General features: G+C 70.0%; 20 protein-coding genes. 9 read left to right on the top strand and 11 right to left on the bottom strand.

Translation table 11 applies throughout. From position 1 onward, the window contains the following. Positions 1-110: 110 nt before the first annotated feature. From gcl to BDW27_RS00765, 3 genes are all read right to left on the bottom strand, one after another. The gene (gcl, locus tag BDW27_RS00755; protein WP_110047804.1) at positions 111-1,826 is read right to left on the bottom strand and encodes a glyoxylate carboligase; all 1,716 of its coding nucleotides are present in this window, start codon (positions 1,824-1,826) and stop codon (positions 111-113) included. A 225-nt stretch (positions 1,827-2,051) separates the two neighbouring features. Then, positions 2,052-2,942 carry a 2-hydroxy-3-oxopropionate reductase gene (locus tag BDW27_RS00760; RefSeq protein ID WP_017546278.1) on the bottom strand — a complete coding sequence of 297 codons (891 nt, stop codon included), beginning with the start codon at positions 2,940-2,942 and terminating at the stop codon, positions 2,052-2,054. A gap of 79 nt (positions 2,943-3,021) precedes the next feature. Beyond that, positions 3,022-3,819: a hydroxypyruvate isomerase family protein gene (locus BDW27_RS00765; RefSeq protein ID WP_110047805.1), complete on the bottom strand. Its 798-nt coding sequence runs from the start codon at positions 3,817-3,819 to the stop codon at positions 3,022-3,024. A 419-nt stretch (positions 3,820-4,238) separates the two neighbouring features. Here BDW27_RS00765 and BDW27_RS00770 point away from each other — a divergent pair, with 419 nt between their 5' ends. The 6 genes from BDW27_RS00770 to alc all read left to right on the top strand — a co-directional run bounded on the left by BDW27_RS00770 (position 4,239) and on the right by alc (position 10,260). After that, positions 4,239-4,793: a 2-oxo-4-hydroxy-4-carboxy-5-ureidoimidazoline decarboxylase gene (locus BDW27_RS00770; RefSeq protein WP_017546280.1), complete on the top strand. Its 555-nt coding sequence runs from the start codon at positions 4,239-4,241 to the stop codon at positions 4,791-4,793. Next, the gene (gene uraH, locus BDW27_RS00775; RefSeq protein WP_017546281.1) at positions 4,790-5,134 is read left to right on the top strand and encodes a hydroxyisourate hydrolase; all 345 of its coding nucleotides are present in this window, start codon (positions 4,790-4,792) and stop codon (positions 5,132-5,134) included. Before BDW27_RS00770 ends, uraH begins: the two co-directional genes overlap by 4 nt. 229 nt (positions 5,135-5,363) lie before the next feature. After that, on the top strand, positions 5,364-6,260 hold the full coding sequence (gene pucL / locus BDW27_RS00780) for a factor-independent urate hydroxylase (protein ID WP_110047806.1): 897 nt from the start codon (positions 5,364-5,366) through the stop codon (positions 6,258-6,260). A gap of 288 nt (positions 6,261-6,548) precedes the next feature. After that, complete coding sequence (locus tag BDW27_RS00785) at positions 6,549-8,042, top strand: nucleobase:cation symporter-2 family protein (protein ID WP_110047807.1); 1,494 nt, start codon at positions 6,549-6,551, stop codon at positions 8,040-8,042. Between the two features lie 76 nt (positions 8,043-8,118). Further along, positions 8,119-9,057: a LysR family transcriptional regulator gene (locus BDW27_RS00790; RefSeq protein ID WP_110047808.1), complete on the top strand. Its 939-nt coding sequence runs from the start codon at positions 8,119-8,121 to the stop codon at positions 9,055-9,057. 75 nt (positions 9,058-9,132) lie between these two features. Then, a complete protein-coding gene (alc, locus tag BDW27_RS00795) occupies positions 9,133-10,260 on the top strand; it encodes an allantoicase (protein WP_110047809.1) in 1,128 nt (375 codons plus the stop codon). A gap of 2,009 nt (positions 10,261-12,269) precedes the next feature. Here the strand turns inward: alc and allB are convergent. Both allB and BDW27_RS00805 read right to left on the bottom strand, forming a co-directional pair. Next, a complete protein-coding gene (gene allB / locus BDW27_RS00800) occupies positions 12,270-13,619 on the bottom strand; it encodes an allantoinase AllB (RefSeq protein ID WP_110047810.1) in 1,350 nt (449 codons plus the stop codon). A gap of 1 nt (position 13,620) precedes the next feature. After that, the gene (locus BDW27_RS00805; RefSeq protein ID WP_110047811.1) at positions 13,621-14,901 is read right to left on the bottom strand and encodes a DUF6986 family protein; all 1,281 of its coding nucleotides are present in this window, start codon (positions 14,899-14,901) and stop codon (positions 13,621-13,623) included. 301 nt (positions 14,902-15,202) lie between these two features. Here BDW27_RS00805 and BDW27_RS00810 point away from each other — a divergent pair, with 301 nt between their 5' ends. Next, positions 15,203-15,937, top strand: coding sequence for an IclR family transcriptional regulator (locus tag BDW27_RS00810; RefSeq protein ID WP_017546293.1), 735 nt, complete (start codon positions 15,203-15,205; stop codon positions 15,935-15,937). Positions 15,938-16,005: 68 nt separating this feature from the next. On the opposite strand, the gene era is transcribed toward BDW27_RS00810, so the two are convergent. From era to BDW27_RS00840, 6 genes are all read right to left on the bottom strand, one after another. Further along, entirely contained in the window at positions 16,006-16,974 is a 969-nt protein-coding gene (gene era, locus BDW27_RS00815; protein ID WP_110047812.1) for a GTPase Era, read from the bottom strand. Positions 16,975-16,983: 9 nt separating this feature from the next. Beyond that, entirely contained in the window at positions 16,984-17,328 is a 345-nt protein-coding gene (locus BDW27_RS00820) for a hypothetical protein (protein WP_017546295.1), read from the bottom strand. Further along, on the bottom strand, positions 17,325-18,689 hold the full coding sequence (locus BDW27_RS00825; protein WP_017546296.1) for a hemolysin family protein: 1,365 nt from the start codon (positions 18,687-18,689) through the stop codon (positions 17,325-17,327). Before BDW27_RS00825 ends, BDW27_RS00820 begins: the two co-directional genes overlap by 4 nt. Then, the gene (ybeY, locus tag BDW27_RS00830) at positions 18,686-19,183 is read right to left on the bottom strand and encodes an rRNA maturation RNase YbeY (protein WP_017546297.1); all 498 of its coding nucleotides are present in this window, start codon (positions 19,181-19,183) and stop codon (positions 18,686-18,688) included. The genes BDW27_RS00825 and ybeY overlap by 4 nt, the downstream gene beginning before the upstream one ends. A gap of 136 nt (positions 19,184-19,319) precedes the next feature. After that, positions 19,320-20,423: a PhoH family protein gene (locus BDW27_RS00835; protein ID WP_110047813.1), complete on the bottom strand. Its 1,104-nt coding sequence runs from the start codon at positions 20,421-20,423 to the stop codon at positions 19,320-19,322. A gap of 206 nt (positions 20,424-20,629) precedes the next feature. Further along, positions 20,630-20,980 carry a histidine triad nucleotide-binding protein gene (locus BDW27_RS00840; RefSeq protein WP_017546300.1) on the bottom strand — a complete coding sequence of 117 codons (351 nt, stop codon included), beginning with the start codon at positions 20,978-20,980 and terminating at the stop codon, positions 20,630-20,632. A 353-nt stretch (positions 20,981-21,333) separates the two neighbouring features. Between BDW27_RS00840 and BDW27_RS00845 the strand changes: the two genes are divergently transcribed. Further along, the gene (locus tag BDW27_RS00845) at positions 21,334-21,864 is read left to right on the top strand and encodes a SigE family RNA polymerase sigma factor (protein ID WP_017546301.1); all 531 of its coding nucleotides are present in this window, start codon (positions 21,334-21,336) and stop codon (positions 21,862-21,864) included. Beyond that, positions 21,861-22,580 (top strand): hypothetical protein, encoded by a 720-nt coding sequence (locus BDW27_RS00850; protein ID WP_110047814.1) that lies wholly within the window; start codon positions 21,861-21,863, stop codon positions 22,578-22,580. The genes BDW27_RS00845 and BDW27_RS00850 overlap by 4 nt, the downstream gene beginning before the upstream one ends. The last annotated feature ends 25 nt before the right edge of the window (positions 22,581-22,605 follow it).

Consider the following 22,605-nt stretch of genomic DNA (forward strand, 5'->3'; position numbering starts at 1 on the left):
GGGCCCCCTCCTGCCGGTCGCGGAGGAGGCCCGTGCCACGGGGTCGGGGTGCAGGTCCGACCCCGTGGCGGTCTGTGGGCTCCGGGCGCCGGGGCGCCCGGGCCTCGGAGCTACTCGCCGGGCAGCGGCTCGAACTCCTTGACGGCGTTGATCGCGGGACCGTGCGGGGTGTTGGCCTCGCGCTCGATCATGATCTCCACGAGCACCGGCCGGGAGGTGGACTGGGCCTGCTTGCGGGCCCACTCCAGGGACTCCCGGATCTCCCCCGGTTCCCAGACGCGGCGGCCGGAGCAGCCATAGGCCTCCATCAGCTTGACGCTGTCGGTGCCGTACTCGTCGTAGTGGATGTCCACCTGGTAGTTCATGTCGAACGGGATCGACGCCTGGCGGATCAGGCCCAGGTACTCGTTGTTGAGCATGATGATCACGTACGGCACGTTGTACTGCGCCGCGACCGCGAGCTCCTCGACCATGTACTGGAAGCCGTAGTCACCGACGATGCCGACCACCTCGGCGTCCGGCTCGGTGTTCTTGAGGGCCTTCTTGACGCCGATGGCCGCGGGGATCTCCCAGCCGAGCGGGCCCGCCTGGCCGCAGATCTGGTAGTGGCGCGGCTTGTAGGCCTTCTGGTGCTGGCCGCCCCAGATCTGGTAGAGGCCGATGGCGGTGACGAAGTAGGTGTCCTCGTCGAAGACCTCGTTGATCTCCTTGTAGACGCGGGGCGCCTTCACGGGGACGGTGTCGAAGTCCTCGCGGCGGGTCAGGGTCGACTTGAGTTCGTTGATCCGCTCGATCCACGCACCCACCCTCGCCTTGGCGTCGCGGCGCTTGGCGGCGGCCAGCAGTTCCTGGAGGAACAGTCGGGCGTCGGAGACCACGCCGAGGTCGGGCTCGAAGACCCGGCCGATCTGGGTCGCCTCGATGTCCACGTGGATGAACCTGCGCTCGCCCCGGTAGACGTCGATCTGGCCGGTGTGGCGGTCGGCGAAGCGCGCGCCCACGGCCAGGACCAGGTCCGACTCCAGGAAGGAGGCGTTGCCGTAGCGCTGGGAGGTCTGCACGCCGGTCATGCCGGAGTACAGGGGCGAGTCCTCGTCGAAGGAGCCCTTGCCCATGAGGGTGACCTGGACCGGGACCTGGAGGTGCTCGGCCAGTGCGCGCAGGTCGTCGGAGGCCTCCGCCAGGATCACGCCGCCACCGGCGAGGATGAGCGGGCGCTCGGCCTCCAGCAGCAGGTCCAGGGCGCGCTCGACGCGGGGCAGGTGCGGCTCGACCGTGTTGATCTTGAGGGCGGCGTCCAGCTCGGGGTCGTACTCGATGAGTTGCTGGGCGACGTCCACCGGGATGTCGACCAGCACGGGGCCGGGGCGGCCCTCCTGGGCGATCCGGAAGGCCTCGCGGAAGATCCACGGGGCGGTGGCCGCCTCCTTGATCTGGACGGCCCACTTGGTGACGGGCTTGGCGATCTCGACGATGTCGACCGCCTGGAAGCCCTCCTTGTCCAGCAGGTCGGTGCGCTGCTGACCGGTGATGCACACGATCGGGACCGAGTCCGCGATGGCGGTGTACAGGCCGGTGATCATGTTGGTCCCGGCGGGACCGGAGGTGCCGATGGCCACGCCGACCCTGCCGGTCGTGCGCGACCAGCCGTCGGCCATGTGGGTGGCGCCCTCCTCGTGGCGGACGGTCAGGTGCTCGATGCCGCCCACCTCCTCCATCGCCTTGTAGAGGGGGAGGATGGCCGCGCCGGGGCAGCCGAAGGCGGTGTCGACGCCCTCGTCCTTGAGAACCTCCACGACGGCGTTCATCGCGGGCATTTTCGCCATGGGAGCGAACCCTTCAGTGCTGGGGTGGCTGGAGTGCCGGGAACGCCCTTCGGTGGACGCCCCGGCCGCCAGGGGTGAGTGCCAGGGGTGGGGCGACGCCGCCGCATGCCTCCCGGGTGGGCCAACACCCGGGGGCCGCGCGCCGCCCCGTTCATACGGATTCTCTGTGCCAGGGGTACTGCTGGTGCGGCCGCGGCCGGTGGGCCGGGCCGTGGGCCGGGGCCCCTACTCGCCCTCGCGGCCGGAGAGCTGCTCGACGATCTTGAGCAGGGCCGAATGGTCGAGGCCGCCGTGGCCCTGGTTCTTGAGCGCGGCCACGTACTGCGCCACCTGCGAGCCCAGCGGGATCGCCACACCGGCGGCGCTCGCGGAGTCGGTGATGATGCGCATGTCCTTGTCGTGCAGGGCGATCCGGAATCCGGGAGCGAAGTCGCGCTCGCGCATGGCCGCGCCCTTGCGCTGGAGCACGGTGCTGCCGGCGAGCCCGCCGCCCAGGACCTCCAGGCCGGATTCGGTGTCCACGCCGTGGGCCTCCAGGAAGACCAGGGCCTCGGCGAGGAGCTGGATGTTGCCCGCCACGATGAGCTGGTTGGCGGCCTTGACGGTCTGGCCGGACCCGCTGGGACCGACCAGGACCGGCGTGGTGCCCAGGACGTCGAAGACGGGGCGCGCCGCCTCGAAGTCCTCGGGGGCCCCGCCGACCATGATGGACAGCTTGGCCTCGACGGCTCCGGCCTCGCCGCCGCTGACCGGCGCGTCCAGGACACGCAGGCCGCGCTCCGCCCCGGCCGCGGCGACCTCTCGGGCGACGTCGGGGCGGATGGTGCTCATGTCGATGACCAGGGTGCCGGGCTTGGCGTTGTCGTAGACGCCGCCCTCGCCGCGCAGGACCTGGTCGACGTCCGGGGAGTCCGGGACCATCGTGATGACGACGTCGGCGTCGGAGACGGCCTCGGCGACGCTTCCGCCGCGCAGGCCGCCCTCGGCGACCAGGGCGTCCACCCTCGCACTGCTGCGGTTGTGGCCGGTGACGGTGTGTCCGGCGCGGACGAGGTTGACGGCCATGGGAAGCCCCATGATGCCCAGACCGATGAAGGCGATCTTCCTGGCGGCCATGTCGGCCCCCTTTCAGGCTGTGGGTGTGGCTGGTTGTGCGGTGGCTGGTGCGACCCTGCTGGCCGCGGTGACCCGTGGGTCAGTCGCGCCAGCCGAAGCTCTCGGCACTGGGGACGGTCGGCTTGTACTCCAGGCCGACCAGGCCCCGGTAGCCGCCCGCCTGGGCGGCGGAGAGGAGTTCGTCGATGGGCAGGTCGCCGGTGCCGGGCTCGCCGCGTCCCGGGGCGTCGGCGATCTGGATGTGGCCGAACTCGGCCGCGTGGTCGCGGACGACGGCGGCGACGTCCTCGCCGTTGACGGCCAGGTGGAAGAAGTCCGCGAGGAGGGCGACGTTCTCGGCCCCGGCCTCCCTGACCCTGGCGACGAAGGCGAGGCCCTCGGCGGCGGTCTTGAGCGGGTAGTCCTCGGAGCCGCTGATGGGCTCGACGAGGACGGTGCCGCCGACCTTGGCCACCGCGTCGGCTGCGGCCACCGCGTTGCGCACGGCGAGGGGGTCCTGCTCGGCCGGGTCCACGCCGTCCTGCCGCAGGCCGTAGAGGGCGTTGAAGCCGGTGGTTCCGGTGCGCTCGGCGATCTGGGCGACCACCTCGGCGTTGGCGAGGAACTCGTCGGCGCGGGAGGGGTGCGACAGGACGCCGCGGTCGGGGCCGGGGAGCTGTCCGGCGAAGAAGTTGAGGCCGCTGAGGCGCACGTCCGCGTCGTCGAGGGCGGCGACGAAGGCGTCGATCTCCGCCTGCGCCGGGGTGGCGCTCTCGAAGGGCCACCAGAACTCGACGGCGTGGAAGCCCGCGTCCCGTGCGGCCCGGGGGCGCTCGTTGACGGGGAGCTCGGTGAACAGCAGGGAGCAGTTCACCGCGTACCCGAGTGTGTGGCTCATGCGTTGCCTCCGGCATCCAATTCCATATTGCGGAAAGTAGTTTTCACTTTAAGGAATGATCTGAGTGTGGGCCGGACCACCGCCACTTGTCAACCACCCGGCGAGCCGACCTTCGAGCCCTCACCACCCGAGCCCCCGCGAACGCGCCCGACAAACCCCGAGGCCACACCCCCACCCGCCCCGGAGGACTCAGGAGCGAGCAGGAACTTCACGCTTTCTTCGCGGGAGGCCACAGATTCGTCTGTTTTTCCGATTTCTCCCCTTGCGAGTGTTGACAAGGTCACACTGCCATCAACTAGAGTCCCTGCAATCCGTAATACGGAATCAGGTATCTGCACTACGAAAGCCCAGGCCGGTACGACGATCCAGCGCCCCACACGGCGCGGGGGCCGAGTGCCGGCCGAGCCACGGGAGAACACATGCCCGAGACCACCCCGGACCAGTCGGGGGACGCCCCCGAGCCGGGTCTGGCGCGTCTGAACGCCCTTTCCCGGCAGGAGCTGCGCACCGAACTCGCGCAGTGCCTGAACGTGGACCGCTGGGTCGAGGCCGTGGCCTCCGAAGCGCCCTACGCCGACCGCCGGAACCTGCTCTCGGTGGCCGACACCCACGCGCGCGGAATCACTCCTGCCGAGGTCGCCACCGCCCTGGCCCGCCACCCCCGCATCGGGGAGAAGGCCAAGGGAAAGGACACCGAGTCCGCCTGGTCACGCGGGGAACAGTCGGCGTTCGCCGCCGACACCGACGACGCCTCCGCAAGGGTCCAGCGGATCTTCACGTTCGCCCAGGGTGAGTACGAGGGAAGGTTCGGACAGATCTACCTTGTCTGCGCCAGCGGCCGCAGCAGCCGCGAACTCCTCGCGGACCTGGTCGGCCGACTGGACAACGACCCCGAGACCGAGCTGACCGTGGTCGGTGAGGAGCTCCGCAGGATCTCCGGACTCCGCCTGGTCAAACTCCTGGAGGCAGCATGAGCCACGTGACCACCCACATCCTGGACGCCGCCCTGGGCGCGCCAGCCCGCGACGTCCCGGTGCGCCTGGAGGCCGCCGCCGACCCCGGTCGCACCTCGTGGACCACCGTCGCGGAGGGGCGCACCAACGACGACGGCCGTGTGCCCGACCTCGGACCCGACCAGCTCTCCGCCGGCTACTACCGGGTCGTCTTCGACACCGGGGCCTACTTCGCGGCGACGGGACAGAGGGGCTTCTACCCCGAGGTCACCATCGTGTTCGACCTCGCGGAGGAGGACCAGCACTACCACGTGCCGCTCCTCCTGAGCCCGTTCGCCTACTCGACCTACCGGGGCTCGTAGGTCGGGCGCGCCCGACCGCGAGCACACCTTCCCCACCACGGTCCCCGCCCACGAACGAAGGAGCCCCGCCTGGCGGCACCCACCACGTAGCACCCTCACCTCTTCGAGTGCGTGACAGGTCCTTCCGCATGACCACAGCGGTCCTCCCTCATACGCACAGCGCACCGACGCGTGGCAGCACGCGCGGCGCGAGCGATGAAACCGAATCCACACGGATGGAGTTCCCCTGATGGGCATCAGACTCGGAGACAACCAGTACGGCAAGGCGGAGGTCCGCCTCGTCCACGTCCAGCGCGACACCGACGTCCACCAGATCAAGGACATCAACGTCACCTCCCAGCTCCGCGGCGACCTGGAGGAGGTCCACACCGTCGGCGACAACGCCAAGTGTCTGCCGACGGACACGCAGAAGAACACCGTCTACGCCAAGGCCCGCGAGTGGGGCGGCGTCGGTGCGATCGAGGACTTCGCCCTGCGTCTGGCCCGCCACTTCGTGGACGAGCACGAGTACGTGTACGGCGCCCGCCAGGAGATCCACGAGTACTCCTGGGACCGGATCGCCACCTCGAAGGGCCCGCACGACCACGCGTTCTCCCGCAGGGGCGCCGAGACCCGCACCACCGTCGTCAACAAGGACGGCGACAAGGAGTGGGTGGTCTCCGGCTTCGAGGGCCTGACCGTGCTCAAGTCCACCGGCTCTGAGTTCCACGGGTACCCCAGGACCCGGTACACGACGCTGCCCGAGACCAACGACCGCATCCTGGCCACGGACGTCACCGCCCGCTGGCGCTACGTCGGCACCGACCACAACTTCGACAAGGCCTACGCGTCGGTCCGTGCCCTCTGCCTTGAGCTCTTCGCGGAGACGCACAGCCTCGCCCTCCAGCAGACGCTGTACGCGATGGGCACGGCCGTCCTCGAAGCCCACCCCGAGATCGCCGAGATCCGCTTCTCCATGCCGAACAACCACCACTTCCTGGTGGACCTGTCCCCGTTCGGCCTGGACAACCCCAACGAGGTCTTCTTCGCCGCCGACCGGCCCTACGGCAAGATCGAGGCCACGGTCGAGCGGGACGACGCCCCCGACGCGGGCGACGCCTGGAAGGCCGTCCCGGGCTTCATCTAACCCCCCTTCCCGGTGACGGCCCCGGGGGTGCTCCCCCGGCCCGCCCCGGTGCTCTTCGGAGCTCTCTGAACGCCGGGGCCCGTGCGTGCGGCCGGGCCCCGGACCCCTCCATCACCCGAGGTCACCCTCGCCTGCCCACCCGAGTTGGGCCACACCGGCCTTCGGCATGCCCGGAAACAGCTGTCCCGGGCGTTCGAGGCCGGCGCGACACCACCGGGCACCCGCCCCGGAGAACCCGGTCACCCCCCTCTCTCGGTGACCGCCGATCGCAAAGGCTGGAAACTGGCCATGTCGAACAGTCCGTCCGCGAAGGACTCGGCCACAACAACCGCCACTACCCCCTCCCGGCCCGAGGACGAGAAGCTGCCCGTGCGGCTCATGCTCGTCTACGGGCTCCAGCACATCCTCACCATGTACGCCGGTGCGGTGGCACCGGCCCTGGTCATCGGCGCCGCCGCTGGGCTCGCGAACGACCCCGCCGCCATGGGAATCCTCGTCAGCGGCGCGCTCTTGGTGGCGGGTATCGCCACCCTCATACAGACCGTCGGCCACAAGAGGATCGGCGCGCAGATGCCGATCGTGGTGGCCTGCTCCTTCGTGCCCGTCAGCGCGATCACCGCCCTCGCGTCCGGCCAGGACGGGGAGAACCTCCCCGTCGCCTTCGGCGCGTCCATGGCCGCCGGTGTGTTCGCACTGCTCCTGACCCCCTTCTTCGGGCAGCTCATCCGCTTCTTCCCCCCGATCGTCACCGGCACGATCATCACGGTGATCGGTGTCAGCCTGATGCCGGTGGCCGCGCGCTGGATCATGGACGACTCCGTGCGCGTCATGGCGGACGGCGCCGAGGTCCCGGCCGCGCCCGTCGCCAACCTCGCCCTGGCCGGGCTCACCCTGGCCGTCATCCTCGTCGGTTCCCGCCTGTTCCCGGGGATCTGGGGACGCCTTTCCATCCTGCTCGGCCTGGTCGTGGGCACGCTCGTCGCCGTCCCGCTCGGCATGGCCGACTTCAGCCGGGTGGGCGAGGCCGACGTCGTCTTCGACCCGACCTCGGTGTTCTACTTCGGCGCTCCGCAGTTCGAGGTCGCGGCGATCATCACCATGTGCATCATCATGCTCGTGGTCCTCACCGAGGGCGCCTCGCACATCATCGCGGTCGGCGAGATCACCGGCTCGAAGGTGGACGCCAAGCGCATCTCGGCCGGTCTGCGCGCCGACGTGAGCGGGTCCATCATCGGCCCGATCTTCAGCGCCACCCCCACCAGCTCGTTCGCGCAGAACATCGGCCTGCTCGCCCTCACCGGTATCCGCAGCCGCTTCGTGGTGGCCACCGGCGCGGGCATCCTGCTGGTCCTGGGCATGTTCCCGGTGCTCGGCGGTGTCATGGCGGCCATCCCCACCCCGGTCCTGGGCGGCGCGGGCCTGGTGCTGTTCGGCAGCGTCGCGGCCAGCGGCATCAAAACCCTGGCCAAGGTGGACTTCACCAACAACCTCAACCTCATCCTGGTCGCCGCCTCCATCGGCGTGGCCGTCATCCCGCTGGCCTACCCGACCTTCTACGCGTTCCTGCCCGAGTCCGTCGAGCTGATCGCGCACTCGGGCATCATCGGCGCGGCCATCGTCTCGATCCTGCTGAACATCTGCTTCAACGTGATCGGTCGGGGCCCCTCCGCGGACCCCGCCGACATCGACCAGGCGGACATCGGCAGCGCCGGGCCCGGTGAGGCCAAGTACACCGACCAGGCGGGCGCCACCTACCGGAGTTCGGACGCCGACCGGACCTGACCCGGGTCCCATCCCCCAGGGGCGGAGCGCCGTGACCACGCGCCCGCCCCGCTTCTGTTAAGTGACGGTGAATGGTATGCCTGTGAGGGTGACCGACTGGGACCTGCGCAAGCTGCGCGTACTCCGCACCCTCGAAGAGCTCGGCACCGTCCGGGCGACCGCCGAGGCCCTGTCCATGACGCCCTCGGCCGTCTCCCAACAGCTCTCCTCCCTCTCGCAACAGGTGGGCGTCGCCCTGCTGGAAGCGCACGGGCGCCGGGTGCGGCTCACCGACGCCGCGCACGTGCTGCTGCGGCACACCGACGTGGTCCTGGCCCAGCTGGAGAGGGCCGAGGCCGAGCTGGACGGCTTCGTCCGGGGCGAGGCCGGGCGGGTCCGCGTGGGCACCTTCGCCACCGCGATCCCCAGTCTGGTGGTCCCGGCGCTCAACGCGCTGCGCGCCGACCACCCGGGGCTGCGCACGCGGGTGCGCCAGGCCGAGGCGGCGGAGGTGTACGACCTCCTCTCCGCCGGGGAGATCGACATCGGTCTCTCCCTGGCCGCGCAGGCTCCCACCAGCAACGACGGCCGATACGACCGGACCGAGCTGCTCACCGACCCCCTGGACGTGGCCCTGCCCGCCCAGCACCGGCTGGCCACCACACCGGCCCTGCGGATGAGGGAACTCGCCGAGGAGCCCTGGATCTACGGGGCCGCCGGGCCCTGGCGGGACATCACCCTCGCCGCCTGCGCCCAGGCCGGGTTCGTCCCCGAACAGGCGCACGTGGCCTCGGACTGGCGGGCCATCCTCGACATGGTCGCCGCCGGCATGGGGGTGGCGCTGATCCCCAGGCTGGCCGCCGCCGGTGACGCCCCCGGGGTCACCCTGCGCGTGCCCCACTCGGAGCAGCCCCGCCGCCACGTGGTCACCGCGGTGCGCTCCGGCGCCGGTGAGCGCCCGCAGATCGCCCTCGCCCTGAGAGCCCTCGCCGACGCCGCCGCTCGCCTGACAAACGTTCAGCCAAAGCGAACATAATGATCAAAAACTTTCGCTGGAATTAACCGTTCTCTCCTGCGACTCTGGGATGAAGCAGCGAACGACAGGAGAAACGTGAGCAAGGACCCGTCCTTCGACCCCCGCGCCTACAACGCCGAGCCGTACCCCGGCGGCGACCCCTACGCCGACTTCAAGAAGACCGAACTGGACTTCGCCGGGTTGGTGGACCTCGCCGACCGCCGACTGGGTGGTGGCGTCGTCGCCGCCAACGACGAGTTCTTCGCCCACCGCGAGAACATGCTGCGGACCGAGCCCGCGGTGTTCGACCCGCACCACTTCGGGCACAAGGGCAAGGTCATGGACGGGTGGGAGACCCGCCGCCGCCGAGGCACGAGCGCCGAAGAGCCGCACCCCACCGCCGACGACCACGACTGGGCCCTGGTCCGCCTCGCCCTGCCCGGCGTGATCCGCGGCGTCGTGGTGGACACCGCGCACTTTCGCGGCAACCACCCCACGGAGATCAGCGTCGAGGTGACGCACGTCGACGGGACCCCGACCACCGAGGAGCTCCTGGCCGCCGACTGGACCGAGCTCGTTGCGCGCACAGCCGTCCACGGCCACGCCGAGAACGGGTTCAGGATCGACGTCGAGCGCCGCTGGACCCACCTGCGCCTCAAGCAGTTCCCCGACGGCGGTGTGGCGCGCCTGCGCGTGTACGGCGAACCCGTCGCCGACCCGGCCTGGCTGTCGGCGCTGGGCGGTTTCGACCTGGCCGCGCTGGTCAACGGTGGCACGGTCGAGGACGCCTCGGACCGCTTCTACTCCTCGCCGGAGAACATCATCCTGCCGGGCCGCTCGCACAAGATGGACGACGGCTGGGAGAACCGCCGCCGCCGCGACACCGGCAACGACTGGGTGCGCTTCCGCCTCACCGCCCAGGCCTCCGTCCGCGCCATCGAGCTGGACACCGCCTACCTCAAGGGCAACTCGGCTGGCTGGGTGACCATCCTGGGCCGCGACACGCACTCGGACACCCCGGACGAGTGGTTCGAGATCGTCGGCCGCACGAAGCTCCAGCCCGACAGCGCCCACCGCTTCGTGCTGGACTCGCCGGTCACCGTGACCCACGTGCGCACCGACGTGTTCCCCGACGGCGGCATGGCCCGCCTGAACGTGTACGGCTCCCTCACGGAGACCGGCTCCGCCGACCTCCGCGACCGCTGGGAAGCCACCCGAGGCTAGTTCCCCACGCAGAGTCCAGGGCGGGCACGCGCCAGCGTGCCCGCCCTTCCACATGCGCGCAGGCCGCAAGTACATGCAGGCGTGCAGCGTCCCCAGCCCCAGAGGGCCTGCCTGAAGCCCCACCACCGATGGTTGAACGTGCACAGGACGCAGTACCCCCAGCCCCAAGGGGGTTTGCATGAAGCTCCACCACCGGTGGTTAAGCGTGCACAGGACGCAGATCCCCCAGCACCAGGGGGGTTTGCTTGAAGCCTCGTCCGCGCTGGTTGAACCCGCACGGCGCAAATCCCCTCAGACACAGCGGGGTACAGAGGTGCAGGTACGCACTTCGCTCGGAGGTGCGGGTTGGCCGGAGTGCGGTGGGCGGCGCTCAGACGGCGGGGGTTTTCGCCAGAGGTGGGGACACGCATCTCTAGAACACGTCGGTAGTCCTGGGGGGTGGCCCGTGTCCGTACTTGGCCTTGAACTACCAGTCGTGCACTGTTCTGCTCATCCGCCAAGTGCGGTGCGGGCACAGCACCATGCGCCGTCCCCGCCCTGAATAAACCGAGAACCCCAAGGGGTACGGTTGAACCCGCACGAGACTACCTTTAGCTAATGGGAAAACCGGGTTGGCCGTAGAAAGGCTGCGGGACAGCAACCCAAGCCGTAGAACCCTCGCGGGACAGCAACCACAACCGCAGAACCCCACAGCAAACAGCAACCCCAACCCGTGGAGCGGACAACGACGCCCAGGATCCAGGTTTTTGTTTTTGTTTTTGTTTTTGTTTGCTTGGGGCACGACACGTTCTTCTGGAGCATATCCAGCGAGATAAGTTTCGGCAGGCGACAGCGATTCGAACCCATCCCTGCGCGCGCACGAAGCAGGGGTGGGCTGAGCGAGCAGGGACGCGCACCGGATCGATCCCTCGCACGCGGGGAGAAGTCTCTTTGACCTGCATGCATGTCAGCGGCAAGGCATCAAACCTGCACGTTGTTGAGACACGGACCTTTCACCCACGTCACTCACCACCTGTGTGGCTGGGCGCCGTTGACGGCTCTACGGCCTGGGGTTGCTGCGGGTAGGTGGGTTCTACGGCTTGGGTTGCTGTAGCGGGAAGCCTCTACGGCCAACCCATTTTTCCCATTAGCTAAAGGTAGTCAGGTACCGCTTACACCGTACCCCTTGGGGTTTCTCTGTCTATTCAGGGCGGGGACGGCGCATGGTGCTGTGCCCGCACCGCACTTGGCGGATGAGCAGAACAGTGCACGACTGGTAGTTCAAGGCCAAGTACGGACACGGGCCACCCCCCAGGACTACCGACGTGTTCTAGAGATGCGTGTCCCCCGGACTGGTAAAAACCCCTGCCGTCCGGGCACCGCTTGCCGCTCTACGGCCAACCCGCAGCACTGAACCAAGCACACAGGTGCACGTTTGTACCCCGCTGTGTCTGAGAGAGCGGCGCCGTGCGGGTTACTACAGCGCATGGCAGAGCTTCACACCCCGCACAACCCAGACAGCGCACACGTGCACGTCCACACCCCCTGCACCTCAGGGGGGTTTGCGCCGTGCGGGTCACCACAGCGCATGGCAGAGCTTCACACCCCGCGCCACCCAGCGCAGCGCGTACCTACACCTCTGTACCCCCTGCGCACACGTGCACGTCCACACCCCCTGTACCTCAGGGGGTTTGCGCCGTGAGGTCACTACAGCGCACGGCGAAGCTTCACACCCCGCGCCACCCAGCGCAGCGCGTACCTGCCACCTGTACCCCCTGTACCTGAGGAGGCGGCGCCGTGCGGGTTACTACAGCGCGTGGCAGAGCTTCACACCCCGCGCCACCCAGCGCAGCGCGTACCTACACCTCTGTACCCCCTGTACCTGAGGGGTTTGCGCTGTGCCGGTCACCACGACGCATAGCTGGGGTTCGAACACCCGAACCGCTCGGGCTCCGCGCCTGCCCAACGCCTCCTCCACGCATGGGAACGGGCGCCCCGCTGGTGGCGGGGCGCCCGGGACCGGAACCGGGTCAGTTCCGGGTGATCATCTGGCCGTTCACGCTGTCCGAGGTGACCTCGGTGCCGCGCAGCATGGTGCGGCGGACCCGGCCCAGGAGGTCGGCGCCGTCGTAGGCGCTCACCGGGTTGCGGTGCGCCAGGGAGCTGGCCTCCACGTGGAAGGGCTCGTCGGGGGCGAAGACCGCCAGGTCCGCGTCCATACCCGGGGCGATCGAGCCCTTGCCGGTCACACCGGCCACGCTGGCGGGCCTGGCGGACATCCACTGGACCACCTCGGCGAGCGGGACGCCGCGGCCTCTGGCCTCGGTCCACATGGCGGACAGGCCCACCTGGAGCCCGGCGACACCGCCCCAGGCGGTGCCGAAGTCACCGGTGTCCAGATCCTTGAGGTCGGGAGTGCTCGGAGAGTGGTCACTGACCACGCAGTCGATCAGACCGTCCTGGAGCGCTCTCCACAGCAGGTCGCGGTTGGCGCCGTCGCGGATCGGCGGGCAGCACTTGTAGCTGGTCCCACCGGCCGGGATCTCCTCGGCTGCCAGCGTGAGGTAGTGCGGGCAGCTCTCCACTGTGAGCGGCACGCCCTCCTGCTTGGCCTGCGCGATGAGCGGCAGGGCCGAGGCGCTGGACAGGTGCAGGATGTGCGCGCGGACCCCGGTTCGGCGGGCCGTGTCGATCACCAGGGCGATCGCGGCGTTCTCGGCCTCATCAGGGCGTGAGGCCAGGAAGTCCGCGTAGTCGCGGCCGGACGCGGCGGGCGCCGAGTCCAGCACCTTGGGGTCCTCCGCGTGCACGATCAGCCTGCCGCCGAACGCCCTGATGGCCGTGGCGGCGGTGTTCAGCTGCTCCGGGGACAGGTGCCCGAACTCGTCCACCCCGGAGGGCGACAGGAACGCCTTGAACCCGAACACTCCCTCGGACCAGAGGTCGGAGAGGGTGCCGGTGGTGTCGGCGCCGGAGTTCTCCGGGACGGCCCCGCCCCAGAAGCCCACGTCCACGGCGAGCTTGCCCTCGGCCACGGCTCGTTTGGCCTTGAGGCCGTCGAGCGTGGTGGTGGGCGGCACGCTGTTGAGCGGCATGTCCACGAGGGTGGTCACACCGCCCAGCGCGGCGGCGCGGGTCGCACTGGCGAAACCCTCCCACTCGGTGCGGCCGGGCTCGTTGACGTGCACGTGGCTGTCCACGAGGCCGGGGAGGAGGATCTCGTCCTCGGCCAGGCGCAGCTCGCGGGCGGCGTCGACGGGGGCGTCGTCACCGGTGAGGACCCCGGTGATCCTTCCGTCGTCCACGACCACGCTGACGGCGCGCTCACCCTCGGGGGTGAGGGCGCGGCGGGCGCGTACGACGAGTGCGTGCTCGGTCAACTCACTGCTCCTGTCCGACACGGCGGGTGGCCAGAGCGACGATGGTACCGGCGTCGGCACCGGCGGCTGTGACCACCTCGGACTCCTCCAGGGCGCCGCAGCGCAGGCCGCTGGCCAGCACTGACGCCAGCGCCTGGGCGGTGGCGGGTTCGTCCATCACGTTGCCCCCGGCCTGGCCGAGGTAGGCCTTGAGACGGGCTGCGGCGGGGGCGAAGGCCTCTCGGTAGAAGGCGTAGGTGGCCAGGTAGCGGATGGGGAGCTGGTGGGGGTGCAGGTCCCAGCCCTGGTAGAAGCCGCGCTCCAGGGAGCGGCGGACCAGCCCGGCGTGCAGGTTCCACGCGGAGCGCACGTCCTCGGGGCTGCCCGTGGGCAGGATGTTGCTGCCCCCGTCGGAGAGCCACACGCCGGTCCCGGCGGCGGCCACCTGCATGACGGCCTTCGCATAGTCGGCGGCCGGGTGGGCCAGGCTCTGGTGGGCGGCGGTGATCCCGCAGGCCGCGCTGTAGTCGTAGGTGCCGTAGTGCAGGGCGGTGACCCGGCCCTGGCCCGCCTGGATCATGCGGGAGACCGCGACGGTGCCGTCGGTGAGCAGGATGGACTGGGGGGTCTCGATCTGGAGCTCGAACCGCAGGCGTCCGGCGGGCAGGCCGAAGCGCTCCTCAAGGCGCTCACTGACCCACACCATCGCCTCGACCTGCTCCACCGAGGTGATCTTGGGCAGGGTGAGGACGAGGTTGTCCGGGAGGGAACCGTGTCCCTCCAGCAGGGTCTGGAGGAAGAGGGTGAGCGTGCGGACGCCGCGGTGGCGCCCGGCGGCCTCCATGCCCTTCATCCGGATTCCGAAGTAGGGGGTGGCCGTCCCCTGCTTCAGGTCCGAGACGAACGCGTTCGCGGTGGCCAGGACGTGGGCGTCCTCGGCCTCGTCACCGGGGGACCCGTAGCCGTCCTCGAAGTCGGCGCGCAGGTCCTCGATGGGCTCGCGGGCGAGCTTGGCGCGCACCAGCGGGATCGCGTCAGCCACGGCGGCCTCGCTCAGCCCGGTGATCCCGGCCAGGTCGGCGGCCTTGGGCGCGTACTCGTCGAGGGAAGCGATCGCCTCCTCGCCCCAGACGGCGGCGAGGCCGGGCTGGATGCGGTCGGCGGGAACGTAGACGCTGTGGACGGGCTGGCGGCCGCCGCTGGTCCCGGGGTACTCACGGTCCAGTCGGGCGTCGGCCTCGGCCAGCCGGGTGTCGAGTTCGGTGACCAGGTCGGTCAGGCCAGCAAGGCTGTCACTCGCCACGTGTCGTGTCCTCCTCCGTCGTCGGTGCCGTCTCTCGGGGGTCAGTGAGAGCCCGGGCACTAATTTCTATATGCGGATAATAACTTCTGCGATTCGGAAGAACAAGGGTGCCGAGGACCCTGCGGATCCGAACGCGAAGCTTCCGCACGCAACAGAGAGCGAAAACCTCCTTTCGTATTGCAGAATGAAGGGCGAGACCGCAGCGGCCCTCAGCATGGGAGCACGACCCTTGTCAGCCTCACAGATCCCCCGAACGGACCAGCCACGCCCTCCAGAGGAGACGGCCCGGCGCTCCGGTGGCGTGCAGTCACTCGACCGCGCCTTCGCCCTGCTGGAGATCATGGCCGAGGCGGGCGGCGAGGCCTCCCTGAGTCAGCTCGCCGACTCCTCGGGCCTGCCCCTGCCCACCATCCACCGCATCATCCGCACCCTGGTCGGCAACGGCTACGTGCGCCAACTCCCGTCCCGCCGGTACGCCCTGGGCCCCCGTCTGATCGGGCTCGGTGACAAGGCGGCCCGCATGCTCGGCACCTGGGCCCGCCCCCACCTCGCCCAACTCGTGGAGGACCTCGGCGAGACCGCGAACCTCGCGATGCTCGACGGCGACAAGGTCATCTACGTCGCCCAGGTCCCCTCACCCCACGCCATGCGCATGTTCACCGAGGTCGGCCGCCGCGTCCTGCCCCACTCCGCCGGGGTCGGCAAGGCCCTGCTGTCCCAGCTCAGCGACGAGGAGGCCCTGGCCGCCGTCCGCCGCACCGGGATGCCCGCCGCCACCGAACGCACCATCACCGACCCCGACGCCTTCCTCGCCGAACTGCGGCGCATCCGCGAGACCGGGTACGCGATCGACGACGGCGAACAGGAGGTGGGCGTGCGATGCGTGGCCGTCCCCGTCAAGGACGCCCCCTCCGGCATGGCCGTGTCGGTGTCCGGACCCGAAGCCCGCGTGGGCTGGGACTTCGTGGACCACGCCGCACCCATCGTGCAGCGGTGCGCCCGGGTCCTGGCCACCGACCTCAACAACCAGAGCTGACTCACACCACGACGAGGGGGCGTGACCACATGTGGTCACGCCCCCTCGTCCGCTTCGAGACCGCCGAACTACGTCTGCTGGTCGAAGCCCAGCTTGCGCAGCTGCTTGGGGTCGCGCTGCCAGTCCTTGGCCACCCGCACCCGCAGGTCCAGGAAGACCCGGTGCCCGAGCAGCCCCTCGATCTGCTTGCGGGCCCGCGAGCCCACGTCACGCAGACGCGAACCCTTGGAGCCGATCACGATCGCCTTCTGGCTGGGGCGCTCCACGTACAGCGACGCGTAGATGTCCACCAGCTCCTTGCCGGGCTTGGTGTTCTCCCGCTCGTACATCTCGTCCACGACCACCGCGATCGAGTGCGGGAGCTCGTCCCGGACACCCTCCAGGGCGGCCTCGCGGACCAGCTCCGCCACGAGCATCTCGTCCGGTTCGTCCGTGAGGTCGCCGTCCGGGTACAGCGGCGGCCCCTTCGGCAGGTGCGAGCACAGCACGTCCGTGACCGTGTCCAGCTGGAACTCCCCGCGCGCGGACACCGGCACGATGTCGGCCCAGTCGCCCAGTTCGTTCACGGCCATCAGGTGCTCCCCGACCGCCGCCCGGTCCACCAGGTCGGTCTTGGTCACCAGCGCGACCACCGGGGTGTTGGTCTGCTCGGCCAGCTCCTTGGCGATGTAGGTGTCACCGCGCCCGATCGGCTCGTTGGCCGGCAGACAGAACGCGATCACGTCCACCTCGACCAACGTGGACCGCACCAGCGAGTCCAACCGCTCCCCCAGCAGGGTGCGGGGCTTGTGCAGACCGGGCGTGTCCACGATGATCAGCTGCGCGTCCGGCCGGTGCACGATGCCGCGCACCGTCCGCCGGGTGGTCTGCGGCCGGTTGCTGGTGATCGCCACCTTCTGCCCGACCAGCGCGTTCATCAGGGTGGACTTGCCCACGTTCGGGCGGCCCACGAAGCAGGCGAAACCGCTCCGGAAGCCCTCCGGGAAGGAGAGCGGTTCCAGCGGCACGCGGAGCTTCTCAAGGTCGAGGTCGTTCATCGGTCCTTCTCAACGCCGGGCGATGTTCGCGGGCACCCCGTCGGGGGCCGCGATCACCACCAGCTGGGTCTTCAGGTCGTCCGCCACCGCGCGGTCGGCCTCGGTCAGCTCCTTGGCCTGGGTGACGACCACCGCGGCCTCCAGGGCGGAGGCCTCGCTGGAGGCCGCCGCGGCCACGGCGGCCTGGAGCGCGCTCAGCTGGAGCGAGGGCAGCGACACCGTGGTGGCCACGTACGTGCGCCCGGTCTCGTCGCGTACCGCGGCGCCCTCGGCTGCCGCGTTCCGTGCCCGGGAGGCCCGCGCGAGGGTGATCAGCTTGGCGTCCTCGGGGCCGAGTCCCGTCGTGTCCGTCACTGGTCCGTGCTCCTTACGTCGTGGTCGTGGCCCTGGTCCCCTTCGGGGGCGAGCCGCTCCACCAGCACCGTCGTCATCCGGTTGCGGCGGCTGCTCTTGCCCTCCAGGGTGAGCCGGAGTCCAGCGTATTCTGCCTGGGCGCCGCCCGCCGGGACGCGACCCAGCACGAACGCCACCAGGCCGCCCACGGTCTCCACGTCGGAGACCTCCAGGTCGCGCTCGGGGAAGAGTTCGGCCAGCTCACCCAGGGGCAGTCGCGCGGTGACCCGCACACGGTCGTCGTCCAGCCAGTCCACCGGGGCGATCTCGTGGTCGTACTCGTCGGTGATCTCGCCGACGATCTCCTCCACGATGTCCTCCAGCGTGACGAGCCCGGCGGTGCCGCCGTACTCGTCGATCGCCACCGCCACGTGGTTGCGGCGCTTCTGCATCTCCCGCAGGAGTTCGTCGATGGGCTTGGTGTCGGGCACGAACGTGGCGTCACGCATCACGTCCCCGGCGGTCAGGGGCACGTCGTCCGCGCCCCCGGCGGCCGCAGCCCAGCGGTCTCGCAGGCGCTCCACCAGGTCCTTGAGGTAGATGATGCCGACCACGTCGTCCTCGTCCTCACCGGTGACCGGGATACGCGAGTACCCGCTGGCCATGGCGAGCGAGAGGACCGCGTCGGCGTCCGCGTCACGGCCCGTGAAGACGATGTCGGGCCGGGGCACCATCACCTCGCGCACGGAGGTGTCGTCCAGCTTGAACACCGAGTGGATCATCTGGCGCTCCTCGGGGTCGATCACCTCCCCCTGCTCAGCCAGGTCGACGAGCTGACGCAGCTCCACCTCGGTGCTGAACGGGCCGTCCCGGTCGCCCTTGCCGCGCGGGGTGAGCGCGCGGCCCGCCCCCACCAGCAGACGGGCCAGCGGACCCAGCACCACCTGGAGCGGGTACACGACCGTCGCGCTGGCCCGGGCCAGAGGACCGGCGAACTGGCGGCCGAGGATGCGCGGCGTGACCGCGATCAGGACGCACTCCACCACGACCATCGCCACGGCGGTGAGCACCAGGGCGGGCCAGTCAGCTCCCAGCAGGAAGACCATGCCCACCACGGCGGCGAGCACGGCGCAGACCTCGCACACCACACGCAGGAAGAGCAGCATGTTCAGGTGCTCGGTGGGATTGACCCGCACCCGCTCCCACGCGGCGCGCACCCGTGCGGGGCGCTCGGCGTGGGCGTCCTCCATGCCCATGGAGATCACTCGGGTGACGGCGACCTCGGCCGCCACCAGGAAACCGGCCACCGCGGTCAGGAGGAGTGCGGCCGCCAGGGACACCGACCACACCACGGGGTCACCCGTGGCCAGCGACGCGCTCATCGGGCGCTCTCGTCCCCTTCGGTCGTCCCCTCGGCGGCGGCCTCGCGCTCATTCCAGGCGGCGAGGATCTCACCCTGGAGGCCGAACATCTCCTTGTGCTCCTCGGGCTCGGCGTGGTCGTAACCGAGCAGGTGGAGGATGCCGTGCGTGCACAGCAGGTCGATCTCGGCCCGGGTTCCGTGACCGGCCTTCTCGCCCTGGCGCTCGGCCACCTGCGGGCAGATGATCACGTCACCGAGCACACCGGGCTCGCTGGTGCGTCCGGGACCGCCGGGACGCAGTTCGTCCATGGGGAACGAGAGCACGTCGGTGGGGCCGGGCTCGTCCATCCAGCGCACGTGGAGGTCGGTCATGGGTCCTTCGTCCACCAGCACGACCGACAGCTCGGCCAACGGGTGCACCCGCATGGCGTCGAGCACGTGCCGGGCCAGACGGGAGAGTCGCTCCTCGTCCACGGTGGTGACGCCGGACTCGTTGGCGACGTCGATACTCATCGGTTGCGGCTGCCTCACTTGGATTCGGTGTGGGTCGGCGGGGTCGCTCCGCCTGGCGCCCGGGGAGGGGCGCCCACCGACACCGGTGGGCCCGCACGGGGCGGGCCCACCGGCCGGTGTCACTACGTACTTCTTCTCAGTCTGCCCGGTGTTCGGGGCCCTCGGCGCCGTCGCCCCGGTCCTTCGGGGTGTCACCGCCCCTGCGCCGTCCGCCGCGCGGCCCCGGTCGGCCCCGGTCTGCGTCGCTCCGGCCGCCCTGATCGGCGTCGTAGCGCCCGTAGGCGTCGACGATCTGCCCCACCAGGCGGTGTCGCACGACGTCCTCACTGGTCAGTCGGCAGAAGGCGATGTCGTCGATATCACGCAGGATGTTCTCGATGGTCCGGAGCCCGCTGGTCTGCCCGCCGGGCAGGTCCACCTGGGTGACGTCGCCGGTGACCACGATCTTCGACCCGAAGCCGAGCCGCGTGAGGAACATCTTCATCTGCTCGGGCGAGGTGTTCTGCGCCTCGTCCAGGATGATGAAGGAGTCATTGAGGGTACGGCCACGCATGTACGCCAAGGGGGCGACCTCGATGGTTCCGGCCGCCATCAGCTTGGGGATGGAGTCCGGGTCGAGCATGTCGTGCAGGGCGTCGTACAGCGGACGCAGGTACGGGTCGATCTTGTCGTACAGGGTGCCGGGCAGGAACCCCAGGCGCTCCCCGGCCTCGACGGCGGGCCGGGTGAGGATGATCCGGTTGACCTCCTTGTCCTGGAGGGCCTTCACCGCCTTGGCCATGGCCAGGTAGGTCTTTCCGGTGCCCGCCGGGCCGATGCCGAACACCACGGTGCGCTCGTCGATGATGTCGACGTACCGCTTCTGGTTCAGCGTCTTGGGGCGGATGGTCTTGCCCCGGTTGGACAGGATGTTGGTGGTCAGCACGTCCGCGGGGCGTTCCTTGCCCGGCGAGCGCAGCATGTGGATCATGCGCTCGATGGTGTCGGGGGTGACGTGGGTGCCGCTCTTGGCGAGCTCGATCAGCTCCTCCACGAGGCGGACCACCACGGCCGTCTCCTCGGGGGTGCCGCTGATCGTGAACTCGTTGCCACGGACGTGGATGTCGCTCTTGAAGGACCGCTCCAGCGCCCGGAGGAGCTCGTCCCCCGAACCCAGCAGGCTGATCATCGTGTGTTCGTCCGGAACCACGACCTTGACCTGGGTCTCCGGGTCCTGGTTCGTGTGAGTTGACTCGGCCATGGTGTGGCCTTGCGGCCGCTGTCCCTACCCTTCGGTCACGGCCCCGGGGTCGGTCGCCCGGGGTTCCTCGCGGACGGGCCGCACACCGTGTTCGACGGTGTCGAACACGGTCACCACGGGTGTGTGGGACAACCGAAGTGGCCGGTGGGGCCCGTCCCCGAGTCTACCAACCAGGGCCCGGGGGGCTCGATGGATTATCGCGGCGCCTACCCGGGGGGCCAGTTCAGCCCGCGACCGCCGAGCACGTGGGCGTGCAGGTGGAACACGGTCTGCCCGGCGCCGGCCCCGGTGTTGAACACCATCCGGTACCCGGACTCCACCACACCCTCGTTCCTGGCCACCTCGTGGGCCTCCCTCACCAGGGCGTCGAGCAGCCCCGTGTCGGTGGCCGCGGCAGCGGCGGCGTCGGCGTGGTGCTCGCGGGGGACGACCAGGACGTGGGTGGGCGCCTGGGGGTTGATGTCGCGGAACGCCACCGTGCGCTCCCCCTCACGGACGATCTCCGCTGGAACCTCGCCCTTCACGATCTTGCAGAAAAGGCAGTCGGGGTCGACCATCGCTCACCTTCCGTCACGCGGCCGCGCGCTCCGTGGCGGCACCGCTCTCTCGGTTCTCGGATTGTCCGCTGACCATGATGCCGCAGGTGCCCGGAACGCCGCAGGTACGCGGCCCACGAGGAGATGAACCCTCAACCTTTCCGCAACCGTTCCGATCCGCGTTCCCCTCCAGCCACCGATCGGGGCGCGATAGTCTTTGTCTCCGTGCGCGTCAGGCTGTGGGCAACGCCCCGCTGTTCGGCCACGTCCGACGTGTTCGGATCGGAACGCACGTCTACTGGAAATGATGAGGTATGCCCTTTCGTAAACCCCGCGACAAGGGTGTGCGTCGAACTGATGTGACGACAGAAACCTTGGTGGCCAACGCCACCACGGCGCCACTCTCGGTCGAGTGGGACGCCGACCACGCAGTGACGGAGCTCTACCGGGAGCACTACCGTCCGCTCGTTCGGCTCGCCGCCCTGCTCGTGAGGGACCACGCGACCGCCGAGGAGGTCGTCCAGGACGCCTTCGTCGCCATGCACGGCGCCTGGCGCCGCCTCAGGGACCCGAACAAGGCCCTCTCCTACCTCCGCCAGGCGGTGGTGAACAAGGCCCGGTCGGTGCTTCGCCACAGGGCAGTCGTCGAGAAGCACGCCCCCAAGGCCCTGCCCGACGCGCCCAGTGCCGAGCACGGGGCCATGAACCTGCTCGAGCGCGAGGCGGTCATCACCGCCCTGCGCAAGCTACCCACCCGTCAGCGAGAGGCCATCGTGCTCCGGTACTACGGTGATCTGTCCGAGGCACAGATCGCGGACGCCATGGGCATCAGCAGAGGCGCGGTCAAGAGCCACACCTCGCGCGGCATCTCCTCCCTTCGCTCTGTACTGGAGCAGACGTCATGAGTAGCCCCAACGATAGGAACGAACCGGAGTTCGAGGACCAACTCCGCCAGATACTGCGCGCCGAGGCCGACGAGGTCACACCTTCGGCCGAAGGCCTCAACCTCATCCGTGAGCGCACCGAGCGCCAACGCGGTTCGTCGTGGTTCGGGCTGCCGTGGCTCCGTCCCGTGACGGCCGTGGCCGCGGCCGTGCTCATCGTCGCCTCGGTGATCATGTCGAGCCCGCAGGTCCGCGAACAGGTCCTGGAGATCGTCCCGGCCGGGGCCGACCGCGAGGGCACCCCGCCCGAGACCCAGTCCGACGGGGGCGACGGCGTGGCGGCTCCCGACCCGTCGACGGACTCCACCTCCGGCACCAGCAAGCTGGAGGAGGAGACCGGGGACGACCCCGAGGGCACCCCCAGCCCCGACAGCTCGCCCTCCTCCTCGGAGGACGACGGTTTCGAGGCCACGTCCCCGTGCCCGCCCGGTGAGGAGCTCGTCCCGACCGCGACCGACGGCGCCCGTGACGAGGACAAGAGGAACAAGGACGACGACCGCGACGACAGGGGCTCCGACAAGGAGACCTGCGCCCCGACCGACGAGCCGAAGGAAGAGCCCACCGACGAGCCCACCAGCCCCGGGGGCGGCAGCGACCCGGACCCCGGTGACGGCGCCGAGGACCCCGGCAGCGGTTCCGGTGGCGGCGGTGAGGAGGACGGGGCCAGCGCGAGCTGACCCCCGACGGCGTCGCCGAACAGAC

Source organism: Nocardiopsis sp. L17-MgMaSL7 (genome assembly GCF_003182025.1).
Taxonomy (GTDB): Bacteria; Actinomycetota; Actinomycetes; order Streptosporangiales; family Streptosporangiaceae; genus Nocardiopsis; species Nocardiopsis prasina.

Coding starts and splice junctions, on each gene's coding strand:
- BDW27_RS00850 (WP_110047814.1), top strand. CDS start 21,861: ATGAGTAGCCCCAACGATAGGAACGAACCGGAGTTCGAGGACCAACTC.
- BDW27_RS00825 (WP_017546296.1), bottom strand. CDS start 18,689: ATGAGCGCGTCGCTGGCCACGGGTGACCCCGTGGTGTGGTCGGTGTCC.
- BDW27_RS00765 (WP_110047805.1), bottom strand. CDS start 3,819: ATGAGCCACACACTCGGGTACGCGGTGAACTGCTCCCTGCTGTTCACC.
- BDW27_RS00760 (WP_017546278.1), bottom strand. CDS start 2,942: ATGGCCGCCAGGAAGATCGCCTTCATCGGTCTGGGCATCATGGGGCTT.
- BDW27_RS00770 (WP_017546280.1), top strand. CDS start 4,239: ATGCCCGAGACCACCCCGGACCAGTCGGGGGACGCCCCCGAGCCGGGT.
- pucL (WP_110047806.1), top strand. CDS start 5,364: ATGGGCATCAGACTCGGAGACAACCAGTACGGCAAGGCGGAGGTCCGC.
- era (WP_110047812.1), bottom strand. CDS start 16,974: ATGAACGACCTCGACCTTGAGAAGCTCCGCGTGCCGCTGGAACCGCTC.
- BDW27_RS00785 (WP_110047807.1), top strand. CDS start 6,549: ATGTCGAACAGTCCGTCCGCGAAGGACTCGGCCACAACAACCGCCACT.
- gcl (WP_110047804.1), bottom strand. CDS start 1,826: ATGGCGAAAATGCCCGCGATGAACGCCGTCGTGGAGGTTCTCAAGGAC.
- BDW27_RS00840 (WP_017546300.1), bottom strand. CDS start 20,980: ATGGTCGACCCCGACTGCCTTTTCTGCAAGATCGTGAAGGGCGAGGTT.
- ybeY (WP_017546297.1), bottom strand. CDS start 19,183: ATGAGTATCGACGTCGCCAACGAGTCCGGCGTCACCACCGTGGACGAG.
- BDW27_RS00790 (WP_110047808.1), top strand. CDS start 8,119: ATGCCTGTGAGGGTGACCGACTGGGACCTGCGCAAGCTGCGCGTACTC.
- BDW27_RS00835 (WP_110047813.1), bottom strand. CDS start 20,423: ATGGCCGAGTCAACTCACACGAACCAGGACCCGGAGACCCAGGTCAAG.
- uraH (WP_017546281.1), top strand. CDS start 4,790: ATGAGCCACGTGACCACCCACATCCTGGACGCCGCCCTGGGCGCGCCA.